The following is a 19,694-nucleotide window of genomic DNA, read 5'->3' on the forward strand; positions in this document are numbered from 1 at the left end:
CTTGACCCGCGCATCTGACGAGTCCCCTTGGAGGAGCCATGTTGGCGACGGTGGCGGCCGTACTGTTCCTGATCGCGTTGATCTTCCAGCTGGCCGGCCTGGGTCTGGGGCCGGTGAGCGCAACCGTCCTGGTCACCGCCGGGTTGTTGTGCCTGGCGCTGGACCTGGCCGGGGTGGGTCCCCGGGCGCGCCTGCTCACCCGGCGCTGACCAGCAGCTTGTCGGCGGTGACGGGCAGGTCGCGGACCCGGACGCCGGTGGCGTGGTAGGCGGCGTTGGCGACGGCCGCGGCGGTGCCGACGATGCCGATCTCGCCGATGCCCTTGCTGCCCATCGGGTTGAGGTGCGGGTCGTGCTCGTCCAGCCAGTGCGCCTGGACGCCCGTCGCGTCCGCGCAGCAGGCGACGTGGTACTCGGCCAGGTCGTGGTTGACCACGTGGCCGGTGCGCGGGTCGAGCACGCTCTGCTCGTGCAGCGCCATGGACAGGCCCATGGTCATGCCGCCGATGAGCTGTGAGCGGGCGGTGCGGGGGTTGATGATCCGGCCGGCGGCGAACACGCCGAGCAGCCGGGGCACCCGCACCTCCCCGGTGTCCGCGTGCACCCTGACCTCGGCGAACTGGGCACCGAAGGCGTAGGAGGCGTACCGCTTGGCGTCCGGGTTCTCCCCCACCGAGCCGTCCGCCTCGTCCCCGTCGGACGGGTCAGCGCCGAACTTGTCCCGGAACGCCCGCGCGGCCTCGACCACGGCGGACCCCCAGGTGGCCATGCCCGAGGAGCCGCCGGCCACCGAGGCGAACGGCTGCTCGGTGTCGCCGATGCGCACCTCGACGCCCTCGACCGGGGCGCCGAGTGCGTCGGCGGCGATCTGGGCGAGCGTCGTCCAGGTGCCGGTGCCCAGGTCGGCGGCGCCGATCTCCACGACGTACCGGCCGCCGGCGAAGCGCACGGTGGCGGTGGAGCGCGACTGCCGGAACGTGGGGTACACCGACGCCGCCACCCCGGTGCCGACCAGCCAGCCGTCCTCTGCGCGCACGCCGGGGCGGGGGTCGCGGCCGGCCCAGCCGAAGCGCTCGGCGCCCTCGCGCAGGCAGCCGACCACGTTCCGGGAGGAGAACGGCAGGCCGGACTCCGGGGCGACCTCCGGCTCGTTGCGGACCCGCAGCTCCACCGGGTCGATGCCGAGCGCCGCCGCCAGCTCGTCCATCGCCACCTCGGGGCCGAACATGCCGGGGCACTCCCCCGGCGCGCGCATCCAGGACGGGACCGGCACGTCCAGCGCGGCCAGCCGGTGGGTGGTGCGGCGGTTCGGCGCGGCGTACATCACCCGGGTCGGCAGGCCGGTCTGCTCGGCGAACTCCTTGATCCGGGAGGTCTGCTCGACCACGTCGATGGCGATCGCGCGCAGCCGCCCGTCGGGGTCGGCGGCCAGGCGCATCCGCTGGATGGTGGGGGTCCGGTAGCCGGTCAGGGAGTACATCTGCTGGCGGGTGAGCGCGAGCTTGACCGGGCGCCCGGGCACCGCGCGGGCGGCCATCGCGGCCAGCACCACGTGCGCGTGCGCGGTGCCCTTGGCGCCGAACCCGCCGCCCACGAACGGGCAGACCACGCGGACCTGCTGGGCCCGCAGCCCGAACACGGTGCTGATCGTCTCGCGGACCGGGTGCACGCCCTGGGTGGAGTCCCAGAGGGTCAGATGGCCCGGTCCCTCCGGTTCCCACAGCGCGGTGGTGGCGTGCGGTTCGAGCGGGTTGTTGTGCAGCATCGGCGTGGTGTAGGTCTGGTCGAGCGTGACCGGGGCGTCGCGCATCGCGGCGTCCACGTCGCCGGCGCCGGTGTCCGTCGGGTAGGCCGGGTTGACCTTGTCCGGGGCGTACAGGTCGGGCCGGTCGGCGCTCAGCGTCACGTCGTGCGGCTGGCGTTCGTAGTCCACCCGGACCAGGTCGGCGGCCTGGCGGGCCAGCTCGGGGGTGTCCGCGACGACCGCCGCGACGACCTGGCCCCGGAACGCCACCCGCCCGTCCTGCAGCACGGCCAGCTCGGCGTCCTCGGTGGACGCCAGCCGCTCGCCGTACTCCGGGGTGAGCACGGTGAGCACCCCGTCCAGCCCGCGCAGGCCCCCGGTGTCCACCGAGGTGACCCGGCCGCGCGGGACGGCGGCCAGCACCGGGTGGCAGTACACCGGGTGGTCGACGTGGGTGTCGTTGGCGTAGGTCGCGGCGCCGGCGACCTTGGCCGGGCCGTCCCGGCGGGGCAGGTCGGTGCCGACGGCGCGGGTGTCGAGCAGCTCGGTCATCGTTCAGGCCTCCTTGCCGGTCAGCTCGCGCAGGGTCGAGACCAGCGCGCCGGTGAGCATCGGCACCTTGAAGGCGTTGCCGCCGTCCAGGCCGCCGAGCGGGCGGGCGTCGGCCAGCTCGGCGCGGGCGGCCGCCCGGTAGCTGTCGTCAGTGGCCGGCGCGCCCCGCAGCGCCCGCTCGGCGCGGTGGGCACGCCACGGCTTGTGCGCCACGCCGCCGAACGCGATGCGCGCATCGCGCACCACCCCGTCGTCCATCTCTACCGCCGCCGCGACGCTGACCAGCGCGAAGGCGTAGGAAGCGCGGTCGCGGACCTTGCGGTAGGCGGACCGGGCGGCCAGCGGAAGCGGCGGCAGGTCGATGGAGAGGATCAGCTCGCCGTGGTCGAGCACGGTGTCGCGCTCGGGGTGCTCGCCGGGCAGCCGGTGCAGCGCGACGAACGGGATGGTGCGCTCGCGGTCCGGGCCGAGCACCCGCACCTGGGCGTCCAGCGCCGCCAGCGCCACCGCCATGTCCGAAGGGTGGGTGGCCACGCAGTGCTCGGACGCGCCCAGGATCGCGTGGTAGCGGGTGTAGCCGCCGAGCGCGGCGCACCCGGAGCCGGGGTCGCGCTTGTTGCACGGCGTGGTGACGTCCTGGAAGTAGACGCACCGGGTGCGCTGCAGCGGGTTGCCGCCGGTGGTGGCCATGTTGCGCAGCTGCCCGGACGCACCGTTCAGCAGCGCCTGGGCGAGCACCGGGTAGCGCTCGCGGACGCGGTGGTCGGCGGCCAGGTCGCTGTTGCGCACGGCCGCGCCGATGCGCAGCCCGCCGTGGTCGTCCTCGGTGATCTCCTCGGAGGTGAGCCCGGTGATGTCGACCAGCAGGTCGGGCTCGGCCACGCCCAGCTTGAGGTGGTCCACCAGGTTCGTGCCGCCGGCCAGGAAGACGGCCTTCGGGTCGGAGGCGACGGTGCGCGCGGCGGTCCGGGCGTCGATCGGGGTGTGGTACGCGAACGGTTTCATCGCCCGGCCCCGTCCATGGGCGCCCGGTCGGTGGCGGCCTGGAGCACGGCGGGCACGATGTGCGCGTAGGCGCCGCACCGGCAGAGGTTGCCGCTCATCCGCTCGGCCACCTCGGCGGCGCTGGGTTCGGGGTCGGCGGCGACGTCGGCGGCGGCCGCGCTGGGCCAGCCCCTGGCCAGCTCGTCGATCACCCCCACCGCCGAGCAGACCTGCCCCGGCGTGCAGTAGCCGCACTGGAAGGCGTCATGCTCCAGGAACGCCTGCTGGACCGGGTGCGTCCGCCCGCCGGAGCCGAGCCCGGCCGCCGTGGTGATCTCCGCGCCGTCCTGGGCGATGGCCAGGCTCAGGCAGCTCAGCGTCCGGCGGCCGTTGGTGAGCACCGTGCAGCTCCCGCACTGGCCGTGGTCGCAGCCCTTCTTCACGCTGGTCACCCCGAGTCGCTCCCGCAGCACGTCCAGCACCGTGGAGCGCGCGTCGACGGCCACCGCGTGTCCGACACCGTCCACCCGCAGGTAAATCTCGGTCTTCATCCGCCCCGGGTTCCCCGTCGCGAACGAGGTAACCACGGTTTCGCCGCCGGTTGGGCGGGTAGCCGCGCGCATGGTGGCAATCGGATACACCCTGATGACCGAACAGCGCGATCCGAGGAGCCTGGTCACCGACGGCGCGCTGGCCGAACGCGCCGGCTTCGACTTCGCCGCGTGCAGCGACCACTACTTCCCGTGGCTGCGCGAGCAGGGGCACGCGCCCTACGCGTGGGCGGTACTCGGCGCCGTCGCCGCGGGCACCGAGCGGATGGGCCTGATGAGCTACGTGACCTGTCCGACCTTCCGCTACCACCCCGCCGTGGTGGCGCAGAAGGCGGCGACGGTGGCCCAGATGTCCGGGGGCCGGTTCCTGCTCGGGCTGGGCTCGGGAGAGAACCTGAACGAGCACGTGGTGGGCAGGGGGTGGCCGCCGGTGAACGTCCGCCACGAGATGTTCGGCGAGGCCCTGATCATCATCCGGCAGTTGCTCGACGGCGAGAGCGTGAGCTTCGTGGGCGAGCACTACCGCACCGACTCGGCCCGGCTGCACGACCTGCCCGAGACGAGGGTCCCGCTGGGCGTCGCGGTCAGCGGGACGCAGGGCGTCGGGCTGTTCGGGGCCAGCGCGGACGCGATGATCGCGGTCCAGCCCGACCGTGGCCTGGTGCGGCACTTCGACGCGGTGACCGGGATGGACCTGCCCAAGATCGGCCAGCAGCCCATCTGCTGGGATCCCGACCGGGACGAGGCGATCCGGCGGGCGCACGAGCAGTTCCGCTGGTTCGGCGGCGGCTGGAAGGTCAACGCGGAGCTGCCGGGGCCGGCCGGGTTCGCGGCGGCCACCCGGTTCGTCCGTCCCGAGGACGTGGCGGAGGCGATCCCGTGCGGTCCGGACACCGCGCGGCACGTGGAGGCCCTGCGGCCGTGGGCGCAGGCCGGGTACAGCCACGTCGCGCTGGTGCAGATCGGCGGCGAGAGCCAACCGGAGTTCCTGGAGTACGCGCGCGACGAGCTGCTACCCGCGCTGCGCCGGGAGTACGGCGGCGTGCCCGAGCACTGGCTCACCGCCGCCTAGCGATAGCCCCGTTTGAGCAGGTACTTGGCCCCGGCGTCGAAGCCCTCCGGGGTGAGCAGCTCGAACCCGAAGGCGTCGGCGAGCCGGTCGGTGGTGTTGAAGGCGGCGCAGACCGCCAGCGCGTCCCGGACCTGCTGGGGCGAGACGCCGGCGGCCAGCACCGCTCGCATGTCCTCGGCGCCGACGGTTCCCTCCCGGGTCAGGGTGCCGAGCATCCGCAGCGTGGCGCGCAGCGGCTCGGCGATGGGGGCCGTATCCAGGTCGGCCAGCACGGCGGCGACCCTCGGCCCGTCCTGGTACGCCTGGGTGGCGGTCGCGGTGTGCGCGCCGACGCAGAACGCCGACTCGTTCACCGCCGACACGTAGGCGGCCATCAGCTCCCGGTCGCCCACCGACCAGTCGGACGGCCCGCGCATCGCCTCGTGGGTGAACTCCTTGGCGCGCGTGCCGTAGAAGTCGGGGCGGTAGAACACCAGCTTGGCGGCGTCCGGTGGCGGGTGCCCGGAGAACAACCGGATGAGCGCGAACAGCAGCTTGGGCCCGGGGCGGTAGCCGTGGTTGAGGATGTCAAGTCGCACGGTTCGACCTCCCGTCGGCCGTCGCCTCGGCCAGCGCCGCCAGCCCGGCCTCGTACAGCCGGGTGGACTTGCCCACCGCGGCGCACACCACCAGCTCGAACAGCTCGTCCTCGGTGTGGCCCGCCGCCTTCGCCTCGGCCAGGTCCGCCTCGGTGACCCGCGCCGGGGCATCGGCGACCTTGGCGATCAGCGTGCCCAACGGCGGGGCGAGGCCCTCGTTGTCGAAGGCGCGCGCCCGCTGCTCCGCCGATGCCCTGCCATCGCCGCTGCGCACTCGATCCACCAGGGCTCGCTGCGCCGCGCGCTTGCTGTCCTCGTCCTGCACGATGCCCTCCTCTCCCCACGTATAGACGAATGGGATCGACGGAAAGTGAGGCCCGGTCGCTACCTAACCGATCAAGAAAGGACAAAAGCCGACGTCACCACGAGGAAACCGGCGATCGCGTAGCAGGTGTAGTCCTGCACCGACCCGTTGTGCGCCGCGCGCAGGGCCCGGATCGGCGCCGGCTCGCGCGCCCGCAGGTACCACCAGGCCAGCGCGGCGCCGAGCAGCACGCCGGCGCCGACCAGGAGCAGCTCGCCGGCATCGGCGTAGTGGAACGGGACCGACAGCGGCGCCAGCATGCCCGGGCCGGCCAGCGCCGCGCTCAGGTAGGCCCTCGGGTCGATCAGCGCGCTCGCCGCCGGCGCCATCAGCCGGTCCAGGCACAGCCGGGGCAGCACCCCGAACGCCACACAGCACCCGGCCAGCGTGGCGAACCCGACCATCATGCCCGGCCGCAGCCGTACCTCCCGCTCGTACCCCGCCGCCCGGCGGCGGACGAACGCGAGCCATCCGGCGCGGCCCAGCGCGGCGAGGGTGATCACCTGGGCGACCAGCATGGCGGCCAGCGCGGCCCCGTCGCCGCTCTCGAGCAGGCCCTGGTGGATCAGGCCGAGCGAGACGTAGCCGGTGAACGGCGGGACGCCCGCGATCGAGGCCACGCCGAGCCCGAAGGCGGCGGCCAGCAGGGGTCGCCGGCGCGCCAGCCCACCCATCCGCGACAGCCTGGTCTCGCCGGTGGCGTGCACGATCGCGCCGGCGCACAGGAACAGCAGCGCCTTGAACAGCGCGTGGCTGAGCAGGTGGTAGGCGGCGCCGGCGACACCGGACGCGGTCGCCGTGCCCAGGCCGATCGCGAGCACCCCCATCTGCGAGACGGTGTCGTAGGCGAGCAGGCGCTTCAGGTCGTCCTGCGCGAGCGCCAGCGCCGCCCCGACCAGCGCCGAGATCGCGCCCGTGACCGTCAGAACCACCAGCACGGCCGGCGTGCCCACCCCGTAGACCTGGAAGACCAGCCGGCCGATCGCGACGATCCCGAAGTTGACCATCAGCCCGGAGAACAGCGCCGAGACCGGCCCGGGCGCGGCGGTGTGCGCGTCGGCGAGCCAGCCGTGGAACGGCACCAGCCCGGCCTTGGTGGCGAACCCGGCGACCAGCAGCCCCAGCGCGACCAGGTCCGGCACCCGGGGGCGCCCGGCCAGGGCCTGGTGCAGCTGGCCGACGTTGAGCGCGCCGTGGTCGGCGTAGAGCAGCCCGATGCCGACGAAGATCGCGAAGCCGGCGACGGTGGTCAGCACCAGGATCTTGAACGCGGCCTCCAGCGCGATCGGCCGCTCCAGGAAGAAGCCGGTCAGGCCGTAGCTGGCCAGCGCGGCGACCTCGAACCAGACGAACAGGTTGAACAGGTCGGCGGTCAGCGCGCCGCCGACCAGCGCGGCCAGCAGCAACTGGAACAGGCACGCGTAGCCGCCCAGCTCACGCGCGCCCAGGCCGCCGAGCTCGGAGAGCGTGTAGAGCAGCAGCAGCGCCCCGATCGCGGCGCTGGCCAGCGCGAACACCAGCCCGAACGGGTCGGCCACCATGGTGATCCCGAGGACGGCGCCGCTCACCGGCCCCCACCCGCCCAGGAAGTGCACCGGCACCGCTCCGGAGAACACCGAGGGCGCGACCAGGAGCAGGATCGCCGTGGTCGAGCAGAGCGCGGCCACCGAGACGATCACCGGCAGGTGCCGCCACGGCCGGGCGAGCAACGGCGCCGCGACGGCCCCGCCGATCGGGACGGCCACCGCCAGCGGGAGCAGCGCCGCGGCGTTCATCCCCGGTTCATCCGCGCAGTGCCCGCACCCGGTCGGGGTCGAGCGTCCGGTAGTGCTGCGCGATCCGCACCACGACGGTCAGGAACACGGCGGTCAGCGCGACGCCGATGACGATCGCGGTCAGGCAGAAGTTGTGCGGCACCGGATCGGCCACGTTGCCCGCCGCGAGCCGCCCGGGATCGACGCCCTCGGGGACCCCGTACAGCACCGGTGCCGTCGAGCCCGCGCGGTAGGCCAGCGACACCATCAGCAGGTAGGTCGAGGCCTCCATCAGCGACAGGCCCATCACGATCTTGATCAGGTTGCGCCCGGTCAGCAGCGTGTACAGGCCCAGGCAGAACAGGCCGGCCGCCGCCAGGTAGTTGGCCAGGATCATGCGTCCTCCTCGTCCCGGTCCGGCGCCCAGTCGTGACGCATGCCCAGCAGCGCGAACACCACGATGACCAGGCCGGTGGCCACCTCGACCAGCTCGGCGGCGGAGAACAGCTGCACGACGCCGCCGCCGCGGATGGTCTCCGGGGCGGTCAGCGGCAGCCAGTTCGCGGTGAACGAGCCGCGCAGCACCAGGCCGAGCAGCTCGGTGGCGATGATCACCGCCGCGCCCGCCAGCTCGACGACCTCCAGCACGGACTGCCTGACCACGCCGCGGATCCGGGCGTAGCCGAAGGCCGCGTAGGCCAGCAGGACGACGCCGAGCACGACGGCGCCGGCGGGGAAGCCACCGCCCGGCGCGTACCCCAGGGCCACCAGGTAGAGCCCGGCCACCGCCAGCACCGGCAGCACGAACCGGACGCCGCCCCGGACCACCACCGTCATGCCCTGCGCGAGCTCCGGCGCCGGCGAGCCGAGCGGCTCCCGGTCCGGGGTGGCGGGGCCTCGGCCGGGGCGGTAGCCCTCCTCCCGCCGCTCCGCCCGGCGGGTCCGGCGCTCCTCCGCGGTGCTCCGTTCCGCCGGGTCGAACTCGCGCTGCTCGCGCTCCCCCACCTCGTGCTCGCCGAGGTAGCCGGACCTCGGCTCCTTGGTCCTGGCCAGCACGACGACGCAGATCACCGCCGCCAGCAGCAGGAACGTCTCGCCGAAGGTGTCGAACGCCCGGGTGCCGTAGACGATCTCGTTCACCGGCTCGGTGAGGTTCCACGACGGCAGCGCGATGTTCAGTGCGTAGCGGGCGATCGCCGGCAGCGGCGCGTCATCCCGGGGGATGCCGGCCATGGCGACGCCGAGCACCGCCGCGACCGCGAGCACCAGTGGCGCGGCGACGCCGATCCGGTGGGTCGCGGCGCGCTCAGCCATCGCCGCCGTCCCGTTCGCCGTCCCGTTCGCCGTCCCGTTCGCCGAGGTCCCGGGAGTCCGCGACGACGGTGCGGGCCTTGCCGATCGCCACCAGGTACAGCACGGGCACCGCGATCGCGCCGACCACCACCTCGGAGTGCGCCACGTCCGGCGCGCCCAGCACGACGAACAGCACCGAGAGCACGGTGCCCAGCGCGGACAGCGCCATCACCGCGCCGTTGAGGTTGCGCAGCCGCAGCACCAGCACGCCGGCGCCGAGGGCCAGCGCCAGCAACAGGTAGTCGATCACCCAGAACATGGCTCACCGGCGCCGTTTCACCTGGTCGACCGCGGCGCCGCGCCAGGTCGGCACCCCGGTCCGGTACGCGGCGCGGGCCAGCGCGTGGGACGAGACCGGGCCGATGACCAGCAGCAGCACCGCGACCAGCAGCGCCCGCGAGCCGTACATGCTCAGCGGCCCCGCCCCGACAACCAGCGCGACCAGCGCCGGCAGCGCCCCCATGGTGATCGTCATCGTGCAGCACTGGATCCGGCAGTACAGGTCGGGCATCCGGACGATGCCGACCGCGCCGGACAGCGAGAACACCAGCCCGAGCGCCGCCAGCGCGACGACCACCGCGACCGTCACAGCAGCCCCCGCTCCAGGTAGCGGGACCAGACGATGGCGCCCAGGTACGAAAACGAGGCCAGCCACAGCGCCACGTCCAGGTACACCGTCCGGTCCGACGCGGCGGCGAAGAACAGCACGGCCAGCGTGGCCTGCGTCGAGGTGGCGTTGAGCGCCACGATCCGGTCGGAGATCGTCGGCCCGAGCGCCAGCCGCACCCCCAGCACCGGCACCACCGCCAGCTCGGCCAGCGCCGCCCACAGGTAGACCTCGCTCACCGCCGATCGCCCCCGGTCACCGTGTGGTACTGCAGCTCGCCGCCGTGCCGGTCCACGTCCACGAGCTGGTTGTCCACCACCAGCGAACTCATCACACCGACCGCCGCGAGGCCCGCCACCGACCGCACCGAGGTGCGCACCACGACCATCCCGCTGGCCGACGGCCTGCCGGACCGCCAGATCCGCGCGGCCAGCCGAATGTTCGCCACCACCACCCTGCCCAGCGTCACCACCGCCGTCCCGACCGCGCGGGCCAGCGCCCGTGGCCGCAACCCGGCTGTCGGGTACAGCGGGGCCAGCCCGGCCGCGACCAGGGCCGCGGCGCCGACCCCGAACGCCAGGTGCTCGACGGTGAACGTGCCGGTGAGCAGCACCCAGGCCAGGAAGCCCGAGGCCCAGAGCCACCCGATCCGTCGCATTCCGGCGGATATCCGGTCCGGGCAAGGTCAAACGCTCGCCGGTGAATAGCGCGCGCCGGCCCGGGTATGCGGCCGCTGTCAGAGACGATCGAGGAAAGGTGTAGCGCCATGACAAGCGCGGAAGGCGGCCAGGTCACCGGGACGCTGGACAAGGACTACAACCTGATCTGGTTCACCGAGGCCTGCCTGAGCAACGCCCTTCGGCTGCAGACCTACATCCAGGACGCCGAGCGCACCGGCGACGACGAGCTGGTGAAGTTCTTCCAGCGGGCGCAGGGCGAGAGCCGCAAGGGCGCCGAGCAGGCGAAGGAGCTGCTGGCCGGCCGGCTGGGCCGGTGATCCACCGCGGGCGCCGCCAGGCTTGGCCGGCCTCCTGGCGGCGACCCGCGAGCGCCGCTAGGCGGGCGACACCGCCGAGGCGAACTCCTCGACCAGCGTGGCGCAGAACGCCGGCAGGTCGTCGGGCTTGCGGCTGCTCACCAGGCCGCGGTCGGTGACCACCTCCTCGTCGACCCACTCGGCCCCGGCGTTGCGCAGGTCGGTGCGCAGGCTGGGCCACGAGGTGAGCCGCCGGCCGGCGACCACGCCCGCCTCGATCAGGGTCCACGGGCCGTGGCAGATCACCGCGACCGGCTTGCCCAGCTCGAAGAACCCGCGCGCGAAGGCGACCGCGTCGGGGTCGGTACGGAGGTAGTCCGGGTTCGCCACCCCGCCGGGCAGCACCAGTGCGTCGTAGTCGTCGCTGCTCGCCTCGGAGGCGAGGCGGTCGACGGCGAACCGGTCGGCCCTGTCCAGGTGGTGGAACGCCTGGATCTCGCCCCGGTCGGTGGACACCAGCTCGGGCGTGCCGCCGGCCCGCTGGACCGCCTTCCAGGGCTCGGTCAGCTCAACCTGCTCGACCCCTTCCGGAGCGGCCAGGAAGGCGACCCTGCGGTTCTCCAGCACGTGTGTCTCATCAGCCATGCCGGGCAGCTACCCGCACGGCATGCGACCAAACCCGGGGTCAGCCCCGGCGCGGCAGGCGCCGAGCCCCATCCCCGGCGGGACGGCGGCCAAACCTCCGCCGCCTCGGGTGTGACGGGCGCCGGCCCGGGTACCCGCACCCCGGCAGGCCGTGAGCGGCCGAAAGGGGTGAATGTCAGATGAGCACGCCCGATCACGCCACCATCGTGGTGGGCATCGACGGAACCGAGGCGTCCCGAGCGGCGTTGCGCTGGGCGACGCGGTACGCCCAGCACACGCCCGCTCCCGCCCGCGTCAACGCGGTGGCGGTGTGGCGGCTACCGTCCACCATGGCCGCCCCCGACGGCAGCGGCATGGTGCCGTTGACCTCGGACGCCGACCTGGAGGCGCAGGCCTGGCACTGGCTCGACGAGGCGCTCGAGGACCTGCCCCCTGGCTCCGACGGCGACGCCGTGACACCGACCGTCGAGGGCGGGAACCCGCGCGACGTGCTCCTGGAGCGCGCCTCGGACGCCGAGCTGCTGGTGCTCGGCAACAAGTCTCGCGGCGCGATCGCCGGGGCCATCGCCGGCTCGGTCGTCCAGCACTGCGTGCACCACGCGCGCTGCCCGGTGCTGCTGGTGCCGGTCGACGACGTCCCGACCCCCGAGCCGACGGAGAGCGAGGAGTAACCCGAGGGGGCGCCCGCGCCCTATGCCGGGCCCGTGGTCGAGGGAACCGTGGTACCAAATGCACTGCTGTGGGTGATGCCCGCCGTCGTGTTGCGGTACCAGCGGCCCAGCAACGAATGGTTCGAGTCGTTCCGCCGGGGGCGCGCGGTTCGTTGACCCGTGCGGGGCGCGGCTGCCAGTGTGTTTGGGTGTCGCAGCGCACGCCGGGGCCGTCGGTGATGAGCAAGGCATTCGCCATCCTCGGGGCGTTCTCGCCCGACCGGCCGAGGCTGCGGCTGGTGGAGATCTGCCGGGTCACCGGCCTCAAGGCCGCGACCGCCCACCGGTTGCTCGCCGAGCTGGTCGAGTGGGGCGCGCTGGACAAGCTGGAGGACGGCCGGTACCGCGTCGGGATGCGGCTGTGGGAGATCGGTTCGCTGTCGCCGCGGTCGCGGACCCTGCGCGAGATCGCCCGGCCGTTCATGCAGGACCTCTACGAGGCCACCCGGGAGAACGTGCACCTCGCGGTGCTGCGCGACGCCCAGGTGCTCTACGTGGAGAAGTTCTTCGGCCGGCGCTCGATCCGGGTCCCGACCCACATCGGCGAGCGGCTGCCGCTGCACCCGACCGGCGCGGGCAAGGTGCTGCTGGCGTTCGCGCCGCCCGCGCTGCAGGAGCGGGTGATGCGCGCGGGCCTGCGGCGGTTCACCCCGAACACGATCATCAGGCCGGGCACGCTGGGGCGGGTGCTCGGCGACGTCCGCCGCACCGGGATCGCCACCTGCGTGGAGGAGCTGACCCCGGGGGCGGTCTCGGTGGCCGCGCCGATCCTGGACTCCCGCCGGCGCACGGTGGCGGCGCTGTCGCTGGTGGTGCACTCCTCCCCCGACACCGCCGACCGGATGCGGCCGGCGGTGCGGACCGCGGCGGCCGGCATCTCCCGCGCCCTGGCGGAGGCCGAGGATCCTTATTGACGAACAAAAATGTTCGCAGATAGGGTCCGGCCGTGGAGCTGACCGGCAAGCGGGTTCTGGTCACCGGCGCGGCCAGCGGCATCGGGCGGGCCACCGCGCTGCTGGCAGCGCGGCAGGGGGCCGAGCTGTACCTCACCGACCTCGACCCGGACGGCCTGGCCGCGACCGCCGAGGCGGTGGTGGCCGCCGGCGGCGCGGTGGGACACCACGGCGCGCTCGACGTGTCCGACCTGACCCAGGTCCAGGCCCTGGCCGACGAGGTGCACGCCCGCGTCGGGAGCGTGGACGTGGTGATGAACATCGCGGGGGTGTCGACGTGGGGCACCGTGGACAGGCTCACCCACCGGCACTGGCGCAAGCTGGTCGAGGTCAACCTGATGGGGCCGATCCACGTGATCGAGACGTTCGTGCCGCCGATGATCCGGGCCGGTCGCGGCGGCCACCTGGTGAACGTCTCGTCGGCCGCCGGCCTGTTCGGGCTGCCCTGGCACGCCGCGTACAGCGCGAGCAAGTTCGGCCTGCGCGGGGTGTCCGAGGTGCTGCGGTTCGACCTGAGGGAACACCGGATCGGCGTCAGCCTGGTCTGCCCTGGCGCGGTGCGGACGCCGCTGACCGAGACCGTGGAGATCGTCGGCGTGGACCGGGACGGCCCCGAGCTGCGCCGGGCGCTGGAGCGGTTCCGCCGGCACGCGGTCACCCCGGAGGCGGCGGCCCGGGCGATCGTTAAGGGCATCCGCAAGAACCGCTACCTGGTGTACACGTCGGCGGACATCAGGCTCGTGCACCTGGCGCAGCGGCTGTGCCCGCCGCTGTACGTGGCGGCCATGCGGGCGCTGGGCGTGGCGATGCGGCGTGCGCTGCCGGTGGTGTCGTGACGGTCCCCCGGATCGCCCCCGGCGGGATCACCGGGGCCGGACCCTTCGCCTGGACGCTGGCCAGGATCGGCGGGCTGGTCACCGGCACCGAGCCGCCGAAGCTGTTCCTCACCATGGGCCGCCAGCACCGGCTCTTTCGCGGCTGGCTGCGGTTCGCCGGCCGGCTGATGCCCGGCGGTGCCCTGCCGCGCCGGGACACCGAGCTGGTCATCCTCCGGGTGGCACACCTGCGCGGCTGCGCCTACGAGACGGCGCACCACCGTCGGCTGGGCCGCCGCGCCGGCCTCACCCCCGACGAGCTGAGGCGGGTCGAGGCCGGGCCCGACGCCGCCGGATGGACGCCCCGGGAACGGGCGCTGCTGGCCGCGGCGGACGCGCTGCTGGCCGCCCACGACCTCGATGACCAGGCCTGGGACGCGCTGCGCGGACACCTCGACGAACCGGCAGCGATCGAGTTCCTGCTGCTGGTCGGGCACTATGACATGCTGGCCACGTTCCTCACCACGCTGCGAATCGAGCCCGACCGGGTACGCCGATGACAACTACTTCGCTGCCTCGCGGACGGCACAAGCTCAGCCGCGAGGAGGTGGCCGCCGCCCAGCGCTCGCGCATCCTGCGCGGGATGGCCGACGCCATGACCGACAACGGCTACGCCGGGACCGTCGTCGCCGACATCATCAAGCGCGCCGGCGTCTCCCGGGAGACGTTCTACCAGCAGTTCGCCTCCAAGCAGGACTGCTTCGTCGCCGCACTGGAGGCCGCCATCGAGCGGCTCGCCGCCGCGCTGGCCCCGGCACGCCCGGGAGGCGGCACCCCCGTCCAGCAACTGGACAGGATCGTCGGCGCCTACCTCGACGCGCTGGCCGCCGAGCCCGCGACCGCCCGGCTGTTCCTGATCGAGACCTACGCCGCCGGCCCCGAGGCGATGCGCCGCCGCCTGGCGCTGCAGCGGCGGTTCATCGACGGGCTCGCCGAGATCGTCGGAGCCCGCACCGAGCGCGAACGCTTCGCCTGCGAGGCCCTGGTCGCGACCCTGGTCTCCCTGGTCACCGCCCGGTTCGTGGAGGACGACCCGGCCGGGCTGCCCGGGCTGCGCGAGCCGATCGTCACCCTCGCGGCCCAGCTGCTCGCCCGCGATCCCTAGAACCGATTCCGCGAGGTTGGCCCAGCTCGGCGCGGTCCCTGACGCACACGCCTCCTACCCGCCAAGTTGGAGGCTGTCCAGGACATCGAAGCGATAGGCTCGCTCCTCCCGTCGCAATTCCACAAGCTCAACCGACGTAATAGAACTGGCCTCGGTGGGCAAGGTTCGGAGTTGCTCGATCCTCGGAAGGATGGACATTATTGGTACTGTCGTGTTGGCGTAGGCGATGCTCAAATGCGGTCGGAACTGGCGCGTGTCCATCGGGCAGTGATCACCACGGACCGCACGTGTTGCGTTGGTCAGGAACCGGTGAAGCTCGACCAGTTCCGTCCATGGGTAAAGACTGAAGCGGACCGCGCCCATGGAGCCAGCGAGCGGTCCGATGGTGAGCGGAAAAGGTGCGAGCGCATCAGATGCGACACCCTGGCCTCATTTGCTGCCGCGCGTGCCTCGTCAGCCGTCATTTCCTCGACGAAACCAAGCCGGCCAATTGTCACATGCAGGGTATCCAACGGTACCAGGTCAAGCTCGGTGGATTGCAGCTGGACCTGACAGTGTTTCGCAATTTGGCGAACGTTCTCGGCATTGGCGAACGTGAGCATCCAGTGATAAGAGCGCTGGCCAGATTTCCAGCCGGGCCGGTTCCAGTGGTTTTCCATCTGGTCCAGCTGCCGGTACGCCTGCCAGTCATGGGCCTTGATGGTCTCGGCATCGTCGAGGAGGGCCGGTGGATCGGCAGGGAATGCGGTCACGGCACGAGCGTACGCGTCCCTCTGGCACAAGGCGCTGCGGTCCTTCTTTCTCGTAGCGACCGATGAGCGGCGGAATCAGCTCGTCCAGCAGCTCGAGTATTCGAGACGGCCCAAGCAATGCAGCGTTGGCGCGGAGCAGCCGCGGTGGACTGACGATCTGGTCTTCGCTTGAGTTCCTGTGTGAGCCGCGGCGCGCGGGACATCCGCATGGAACGGCTGAGCGAATTCATCGACTTCTTGGCACATGAGGGGTATGTCGAGCCCCTGCTCAACGAACATGTGCACGCGAAGCCGGATGACGTCTGCGCGAGCTGCGGAAAGATTTAGCCGTGCAACTGGCGGAAGCTCGCCGAGGAGGCGCTTCAGGTGTTGTACCGGGAGCTGTCGACATAGTATTCAAGACCGCCAAGTCCAGCGAGCGGCGCGCGTTCACTCGAAGCCGGCGGGCATGCTGGCCTCGACCAGCGCGCGGGTGAAGGGGTCCGCCGGTCGCTCCAGCACGTCGTCGACGGGCCCGCGCTCCACCAGCCGGCCCTCCCGCATCGCGATCACGTTGTCGGCGACGGTCCGGACCAGCGCGAGGTTGTGCGTCACGAACAGCAGCGCCAGCCCCTCCTCGGCGCGCAGGCGTTGAAGCAGCGCGACGATCGAGGCCTGGACGGACACGTCGAGCGCCGAGGTGATCTCGTCGCAGATCAGGACCTCGGGCCTGCAGACCAGCGCGCGGGCGATCGCGACCCGCTGCCGTTCCCCACCGGAGAGCTGGTTGGGGTAGCTGGCGGCCAGGCTGGGCGACAGCGAGACCCGTTCGAGCGCCTCGGCGACCAGCGTCCGGGCCTGCGCACCCCGGGTGCCGAACAGGATCGCCAGCGGGTCGGCCAGGATCTCGCCGATCGGCCGCCGAGGGTTGAGCGAGTTGTACGGGCTCTGGAAGACGTACTGCATCGCCCGCCGCGCCGCGAGCGGCCGGTCCCGCGACCGGCGCGCCAGCTCCTCCCCCCGGAGGCTGATCGCGCCTCGGTAGCGGCGATGCAGACCGATGACGGCCCTGGCCAGGGTCGTCTTGCCGCTGCCGGACTCACCGACCAGCGCCAGGCACTCGCGGGGCGCCAGCTCGAACGACACCTCGTGCAGGATCTGGCGCCTGCCGTGGAAGGCGTCCAGCCCGGAGACGCGCAGCAGCGGGTCCTCCCCGCCCGTGTCCGGCGACGGCGCGGTCAGTGGGGCACGCCGCGCCGGCCTGGCCGCCAGTTCGGACGCGCGCAGGCATCTCGCCGTGTGCCCCGGGCCGATCTCGACGGGCTCCGGTTCCCGGGTCGGGCAGGCGGCGACCGCGTCCGGGCATCGCGGGTGGAACGCACACCCGGAGGGACGCCGGCCCGGCAGCGGGGTGTCGCCGGGGATCGCGGCCAGCGCGCGGCGCTCGGACACCACGGGGACCGCCGCGATCAGGGCGCGGGTGTACGGGTGCACGGCGTGCTCGAAGATCTCGGCGTTGGTGCCGGCCTCGACGATCCGGCCCGCGTACATGACCAGGATCCGGTGCGCCAGGCCGGCCACCACCGCCATGTCGTGGGTGACGTACAGCGCCGCGACCCGGTGGTTGGCGCACAGCTCGCGCACGGTGCGCAGCACCCGCGCCTGGGTCGTGACGTCCAGCCCGGTGGTCGGTTCGTCGAGCACGATCATCTTCGGGCGCAGCAGGAACGCCATCGCCAGCGACACCCGCTGCTGCTGGCCGCCGGAGAGCTGGTGCGGGAACCGCGCCAGGAACGCCTCGTCGGCGGGAAGCCCGACCTCGTCCAGCGTGGCCGCCGTCCGGTCCCGCCTGGCCGGGGCGGACAGGCCCGGCTCGTGGAACTCGAACAGCTCGTCGAGCTGGCGCCCGATCCGCAGCGCCGGGTTCAGCGCGCTCGACGGGTCCTGCGGCACGTAGCTGACGGTGCTGCCGCGCAGCGCGGAGAGCTTCTCGTGCGCGAGCCCGACCACCTCCCGCCCGTCGATGAGCACGCTGCCGTCGACGATGCGCGCCCCCGGCCGGGTGTCGCCGAGCAGCGCGACGCCCACCGTGCTCTTCCCGGACCCCGACTCGCCGACCAGGCCGAGCACCTGGCCGCTGTCCACCGTGAAGTCGATGCAGTCGACCACGTTCGCGCCGCGACCGTCCAGGTCCACGCGCAGCCCCTTGACCAGCGCCGTCGTCACGACTCCGCCTTCGGGTCGATCCGCGCGACGGCCCTGGACAGCCCCTCGGCCATCAGGTTCGTGCCGAACGTGAACACCGCCACGCAGACGACAGGGACCACCACGCCCCACGGCTGCAGCGTCAGCCCCTGGTAGTTCTCCTTGATCATCAGCCCCCAGTCCGCCGTGGGTGGCTGCAGGCCCACGCCCAGGAAGCTCATCGCCGTCACGATGCCGACCGACCAGGTCAGCCGCAGCCCGAAGTCGACCATCAGCGGAGTCATGATGTTCGGCAGCACCTCGCGCCGCACGATCCAGCGCCTCGGTGCCCCGAGCGTCTCGGCCAGCTCGACGAACTCGCGGGTCACCACCTCGCGCGCGGCGCCGTAGGTGATCCGCACGACCTGGGGCACCCACGCGATGGCCACGATCAGCGGCATCAGGCCGGTCCCCGCCCTGACCATCGAGACCAGCAGCAGGATGAGCACCAGCGGCGGGAACGCCCTGAGCACGTCCATCGCGCGCATCAGCAGCTCGTCCAGCAGGCCACCGCTGTAGGCGGCGAGCATCCCGATCGCGGCGCCGACCACGGTGCCGATGAGCGTCCCGACGCAGGAGATCCACACAATGCTGCCGCCGCCCTCGAGCACCCGGGAGAGCACGTCCTCGCCCAGGTAGTCGGTGCCGAGCGGGGACCCGGGCGACGGCGGCGTGTACGGCGCGCCGACGATGTCGCCCTCCGCGTGCGCCGCGAGCAGCGGGCCGAGCACGATCATCAGCAGCAGCGAGCCGGTCAGCGCCATGCCCACCCGCATCCGGGGCTCGCGCAGGCAACGGCGCAGGACCAGTGCGCTGGTCGGCGGCGGCGGCGCGGCGGCCCGCGTCATGCGCCCGCCGTCCTCAGCCGAGGCGTCACGAACACGGTCAGCACGTCGCCGAGCAGGTTGAACACCACATACGACGCCGCGAAGATCAGGCAGATCACCTGGATCACCGGCAGGTCGCGGTTGTTCACCGCGTCCACCAGCGCGCTGCCCAGCCCGGGGTAGTTGAACACCTGCTCGATGATCACCACGCCCCCGGTGAGGAAGGCCAGGGCCAGCGCGGTGCCCTGGATCGCGGGCACGAGCGCGTTGCGCAGCACGTGCCGGCGCAGCACCACCGGCTCGGAGACGCCCTTGAGCCGGGCGTTGCGCACGTACTCCGACTGGTAGACGTCGATCACCGAGCCCCGCACCAGCCGCGCGAGGTACGGCAGGATGCCCAGCACCAGCGCGGCGACCGGCAGGATCAGCTGGGTGACGTTGCTCAGCGGGTTCTGGCCGGGGAACAGCAGCACGGTGCCGGGCAGCAGCTGGAACGCCGTGGTGGCGAAGAGGATCACCAGGATCAGGGCGATGATGAACTCCGGCAGCGCGGTCAGCGCCAGCGCCGCCGCGAGCACGGTGTGATCGAACCACCGGTCACGGCGGCGGCCGGACACCGCCCCGACGAACGTCGCCAGCGGGACGCCGATCGCGGCCGAGAGCAGCACCAGGATCGCGGAGTTGACGGTCCGGTCGCCGATCAGCCGGGCCACCGACTCCTGGGTCACCAGGGAGTCGCCGAGGTTGCCCCGCAACAGGTCGCCCAGCCAGCTCAGGTACTGGACGGCCAGCGGGCGGTCCAGGCCGAGGTGCTCGCGCAGCAGCGCGACCCGGTCCGGCGTCGCGTCGTGGCCGAGCACGGCGCGGGCGGGGTCGCCGGGCAGCACCTGCGTCGCGACGAACACCAGGATCGAGACCAACAGCAGGGTGACCAACCCGAGCACCAGCCGGCGCACGATCCACAGCTGCCGCCGGAGGACGCCGGCCGAGGACGGGGGGTCGACCGGGTCGGGCATGAAGCCTCCCTGGCCTTGTGGTGGTTGTCTGACGTACGTTTACACACATCAGAT

26 protein-coding genes are annotated in these 19,694 nt (G+C 72.8%); 8 read left to right on the forward strand and 18 right to left on the reverse strand.

Features of this window, described 5'->3' with window-relative positions; genetic code table 11:
- Nucleotides 1-38 precede the first annotated feature (38 nt).
- Nucleotides 39-209: a hypothetical protein gene (locus tag N912_RS64430; protein WP_169747811.1), complete on the forward strand. Its 171-nt coding sequence runs from the start codon at nt 39-41 to the stop codon at nt 207-209.
- On the opposite strand, the gene N912_RS0105465 is transcribed toward N912_RS64430, so the two are convergent.
- From N912_RS0105465 to N912_RS0105475, 3 genes are read right to left on the reverse strand one after another with little or no spacing between them, the layout of a single operon-like run.
- Nucleotides 196-2,295 carry a xanthine dehydrogenase family protein molybdopterin-binding subunit gene (locus N912_RS0105465; RefSeq protein ID WP_028921646.1) on the reverse strand — a complete coding sequence of 700 codons (2,100 nt, stop codon included), beginning with the start codon at nt 2,293-2,295 and terminating at the stop codon, nt 196-198. The genes N912_RS64430 and N912_RS0105465 overlap by 14 nt on opposite strands.
- 3 nt (nt 2,296-2,298) lie before the next feature.
- On the reverse strand, nt 2,299-3,300 hold the full coding sequence (locus N912_RS0105470; RefSeq protein WP_028921647.1) for an FAD binding domain-containing protein: 1,002 nt from the start codon (nt 3,298-3,300) through the stop codon (nt 2,299-2,301).
- Nucleotides 3,297-3,830, reverse strand: a complete 534-nt coding sequence (locus tag N912_RS0105475) for a (2Fe-2S)-binding protein (protein ID WP_028921648.1) — start codon at nt 3,828-3,830, stop codon at nt 3,297-3,299. Before N912_RS0105475 ends, N912_RS0105470 begins: the two co-directional genes overlap by 4 nt.
- 73 nt (nt 3,831-3,903) lie before the next feature.
- Between N912_RS0105475 and N912_RS0105480 the strand changes: the two genes are divergently transcribed.
- A complete protein-coding gene (locus tag N912_RS0105480) occupies nt 3,904-4,902 on the forward strand; it encodes a TIGR03557 family F420-dependent LLM class oxidoreductase (protein WP_342670838.1) in 999 nt (332 codons plus the stop codon).
- On the opposite strand, the gene N912_RS0105485 is transcribed toward N912_RS0105480, so the two are convergent.
- The 9 genes from N912_RS0105485 to N912_RS49665 form a co-directional block, all read right to left on the reverse strand.
- A complete protein-coding gene (locus N912_RS0105485; RefSeq protein ID WP_028921650.1) occupies nt 4,899-5,480 on the reverse strand; it encodes a carboxymuconolactone decarboxylase family protein in 582 nt (193 codons plus the stop codon). The genes N912_RS0105480 and N912_RS0105485 overlap by 4 nt on opposite strands.
- The gene (locus tag N912_RS0105490) at nt 5,470-5,805 is read right to left on the reverse strand and encodes a hypothetical protein (protein ID WP_037062845.1); all 336 of its coding nucleotides are present in this window, start codon (nt 5,803-5,805) and stop codon (nt 5,470-5,472) included. The genes N912_RS0105485 and N912_RS0105490 overlap by 11 nt, the downstream gene beginning before the upstream one ends.
- A 71-nt stretch (nt 5,806-5,876) precedes the next feature.
- Complete coding sequence (locus N912_RS66405) at nt 5,877-7,619, reverse strand: complex I subunit 5 family protein (protein ID WP_028921652.1); 1,743 nt, start codon at nt 7,617-7,619, stop codon at nt 5,877-5,879.
- Between the two features lie 7 nt (nt 7,620-7,626).
- The gene (locus N912_RS0105500; RefSeq protein ID WP_028921653.1) at nt 7,627-7,995 is read right to left on the reverse strand and encodes a sodium:proton antiporter; all 369 of its coding nucleotides are present in this window, start codon (nt 7,993-7,995) and stop codon (nt 7,627-7,629) included.
- Complete coding sequence (locus tag N912_RS0105505; protein WP_028921654.1) at nt 7,992-8,912, reverse strand: MnhB domain-containing protein; 921 nt, start codon at nt 8,910-8,912, stop codon at nt 7,992-7,994. The genes N912_RS0105500 and N912_RS0105505 overlap by 4 nt, the downstream gene beginning before the upstream one ends.
- Nucleotides 8,905-9,210, reverse strand: coding sequence for a Na(+)/H(+) antiporter subunit B (locus N912_RS0105510; RefSeq protein ID WP_028921655.1), 306 nt, complete (start codon nt 9,208-9,210; stop codon nt 8,905-8,907). Before N912_RS0105510 ends, N912_RS0105505 begins: the two co-directional genes overlap by 8 nt.
- A 3-nt stretch (nt 9,211-9,213) precedes the next feature.
- Nucleotides 9,214-9,540 carry a monovalent cation/H(+) antiporter subunit G gene (mnhG, locus tag N912_RS0105515; protein ID WP_211261131.1) on the reverse strand — a complete coding sequence of 109 codons (327 nt, stop codon included), beginning with the start codon at nt 9,538-9,540 and terminating at the stop codon, nt 9,214-9,216.
- Nucleotides 9,537-9,797 (reverse strand): MrpF/PhaF family protein, encoded by a 261-nt coding sequence (locus tag N912_RS0105520; RefSeq protein ID WP_051579703.1) that lies wholly within the window; start codon nt 9,795-9,797, stop codon nt 9,537-9,539. The genes mnhG and N912_RS0105520 overlap by 4 nt, the downstream gene beginning before the upstream one ends.
- Nucleotides 9,794-10,216 carry a Na+/H+ antiporter subunit E gene (locus N912_RS49665; protein WP_051579705.1) on the reverse strand — a complete coding sequence of 141 codons (423 nt, stop codon included), beginning with the start codon at nt 10,214-10,216 and terminating at the stop codon, nt 9,794-9,796. The genes N912_RS0105520 and N912_RS49665 overlap by 4 nt, the downstream gene beginning before the upstream one ends.
- Nucleotides 10,217-10,324: 108 nt before the next feature.
- Here N912_RS49665 and N912_RS0105530 point away from each other — a divergent pair, with 108 nt between their 5' ends.
- The gene (locus N912_RS0105530; RefSeq protein WP_028921658.1) at nt 10,325-10,555 is read left to right on the forward strand and encodes a hypothetical protein; all 231 of its coding nucleotides are present in this window, start codon (nt 10,325-10,327) and stop codon (nt 10,553-10,555) included.
- Between the two features lie 57 nt (nt 10,556-10,612).
- Here N912_RS0105530 and N912_RS0105535 read toward each other — a convergent pair whose 3' ends face one another.
- Nucleotides 10,613-11,179 (reverse strand): type 1 glutamine amidotransferase domain-containing protein, encoded by a 567-nt coding sequence (locus N912_RS0105535; RefSeq protein ID WP_028921659.1) that lies wholly within the window; start codon nt 11,177-11,179, stop codon nt 10,613-10,615.
- A 179-nt stretch (nt 11,180-11,358) separates the two neighbouring features.
- Between N912_RS0105535 and N912_RS49670 the strand changes: the two genes are divergently transcribed.
- The 5 genes from N912_RS49670 (at nt 11,359) to N912_RS0105560 (ending at nt 14,822) form a co-directional block, all read left to right on the forward strand.
- Nucleotides 11,359-11,850, forward strand: coding sequence for a universal stress protein (locus tag N912_RS49670; protein ID WP_037062848.1), 492 nt, complete (start codon nt 11,359-11,361; stop codon nt 11,848-11,850).
- Between the two features lie 188 nt (nt 11,851-12,038).
- Nucleotides 12,039-12,803, forward strand: coding sequence for an IclR family transcriptional regulator (locus N912_RS0105545; RefSeq protein ID WP_028921660.1), 765 nt, complete (start codon nt 12,039-12,041; stop codon nt 12,801-12,803).
- Nucleotides 12,804-12,835: 32 nt separating this feature from the next.
- The gene (locus N912_RS0105550; RefSeq protein WP_028921661.1) at nt 12,836-13,678 is read left to right on the forward strand and encodes an SDR family oxidoreductase; all 843 of its coding nucleotides are present in this window, start codon (nt 12,836-12,838) and stop codon (nt 13,676-13,678) included.
- Nucleotides 13,675-14,217: a carboxymuconolactone decarboxylase family protein gene (locus tag N912_RS0105555; RefSeq protein WP_028921662.1), complete on the forward strand. Its 543-nt coding sequence runs from the start codon at nt 13,675-13,677 to the stop codon at nt 14,215-14,217. The genes N912_RS0105550 and N912_RS0105555 overlap by 4 nt, the downstream gene beginning before the upstream one ends.
- Nucleotides 14,214-14,822, forward strand: coding sequence for a TetR/AcrR family transcriptional regulator (locus N912_RS0105560; protein WP_028921663.1), 609 nt, complete (start codon nt 14,214-14,216; stop codon nt 14,820-14,822). The genes N912_RS0105555 and N912_RS0105560 overlap by 4 nt, the downstream gene beginning before the upstream one ends.
- 54 nt (nt 14,823-14,876) lie before the next feature.
- On the opposite strand, the gene N912_RS66940 is transcribed toward N912_RS0105560, so the two are convergent.
- From N912_RS66940 to N912_RS0105585, 5 genes are all read right to left on the reverse strand, one after another.
- Nucleotides 14,877-15,185 (reverse strand): hypothetical protein, encoded by a 309-nt coding sequence (locus N912_RS66940; RefSeq protein WP_051579707.1) that lies wholly within the window; start codon nt 15,183-15,185, stop codon nt 14,877-14,879.
- Nucleotides 15,122-15,574 carry a 2'-5' RNA ligase family protein gene (locus N912_RS61810; protein WP_156993178.1) on the reverse strand — a complete coding sequence of 151 codons (453 nt, stop codon included), beginning with the start codon at nt 15,572-15,574 and terminating at the stop codon, nt 15,122-15,124. The genes N912_RS66940 and N912_RS61810 overlap by 64 nt, the downstream gene beginning before the upstream one ends.
- 429 nt (nt 15,575-16,003) lie before the next feature.
- Complete coding sequence (locus N912_RS0105575) at nt 16,004-17,779, reverse strand: dipeptide ABC transporter ATP-binding protein (RefSeq protein ID WP_028921665.1); 1,776 nt, start codon at nt 17,777-17,779, stop codon at nt 16,004-16,006.
- The gene (locus tag N912_RS0105580; protein WP_037062853.1) at nt 17,776-18,645 is read right to left on the reverse strand and encodes an ABC transporter permease; all 870 of its coding nucleotides are present in this window, start codon (nt 18,643-18,645) and stop codon (nt 17,776-17,778) included. The genes N912_RS0105575 and N912_RS0105580 overlap by 4 nt, the downstream gene beginning before the upstream one ends.
- Nucleotides 18,642-19,640 (reverse strand): ABC transporter permease, encoded by a 999-nt coding sequence (locus N912_RS0105585; RefSeq protein WP_064745155.1) that lies wholly within the window; start codon nt 19,638-19,640, stop codon nt 18,642-18,644. Before N912_RS0105585 ends, N912_RS0105580 begins: the two co-directional genes overlap by 4 nt.
- Nucleotides 19,641-19,694 lie beyond the last annotated feature (54 nt).

The organism is Actinospineispora acaciae DSM 45401 (assembly GCF_000620785.1).
In the GTDB taxonomy this organism is placed as follows: Bacteria; Actinomycetota; Actinomycetes; order Mycobacteriales; family Pseudonocardiaceae; genus Pseudonocardia; species Pseudonocardia acaciae.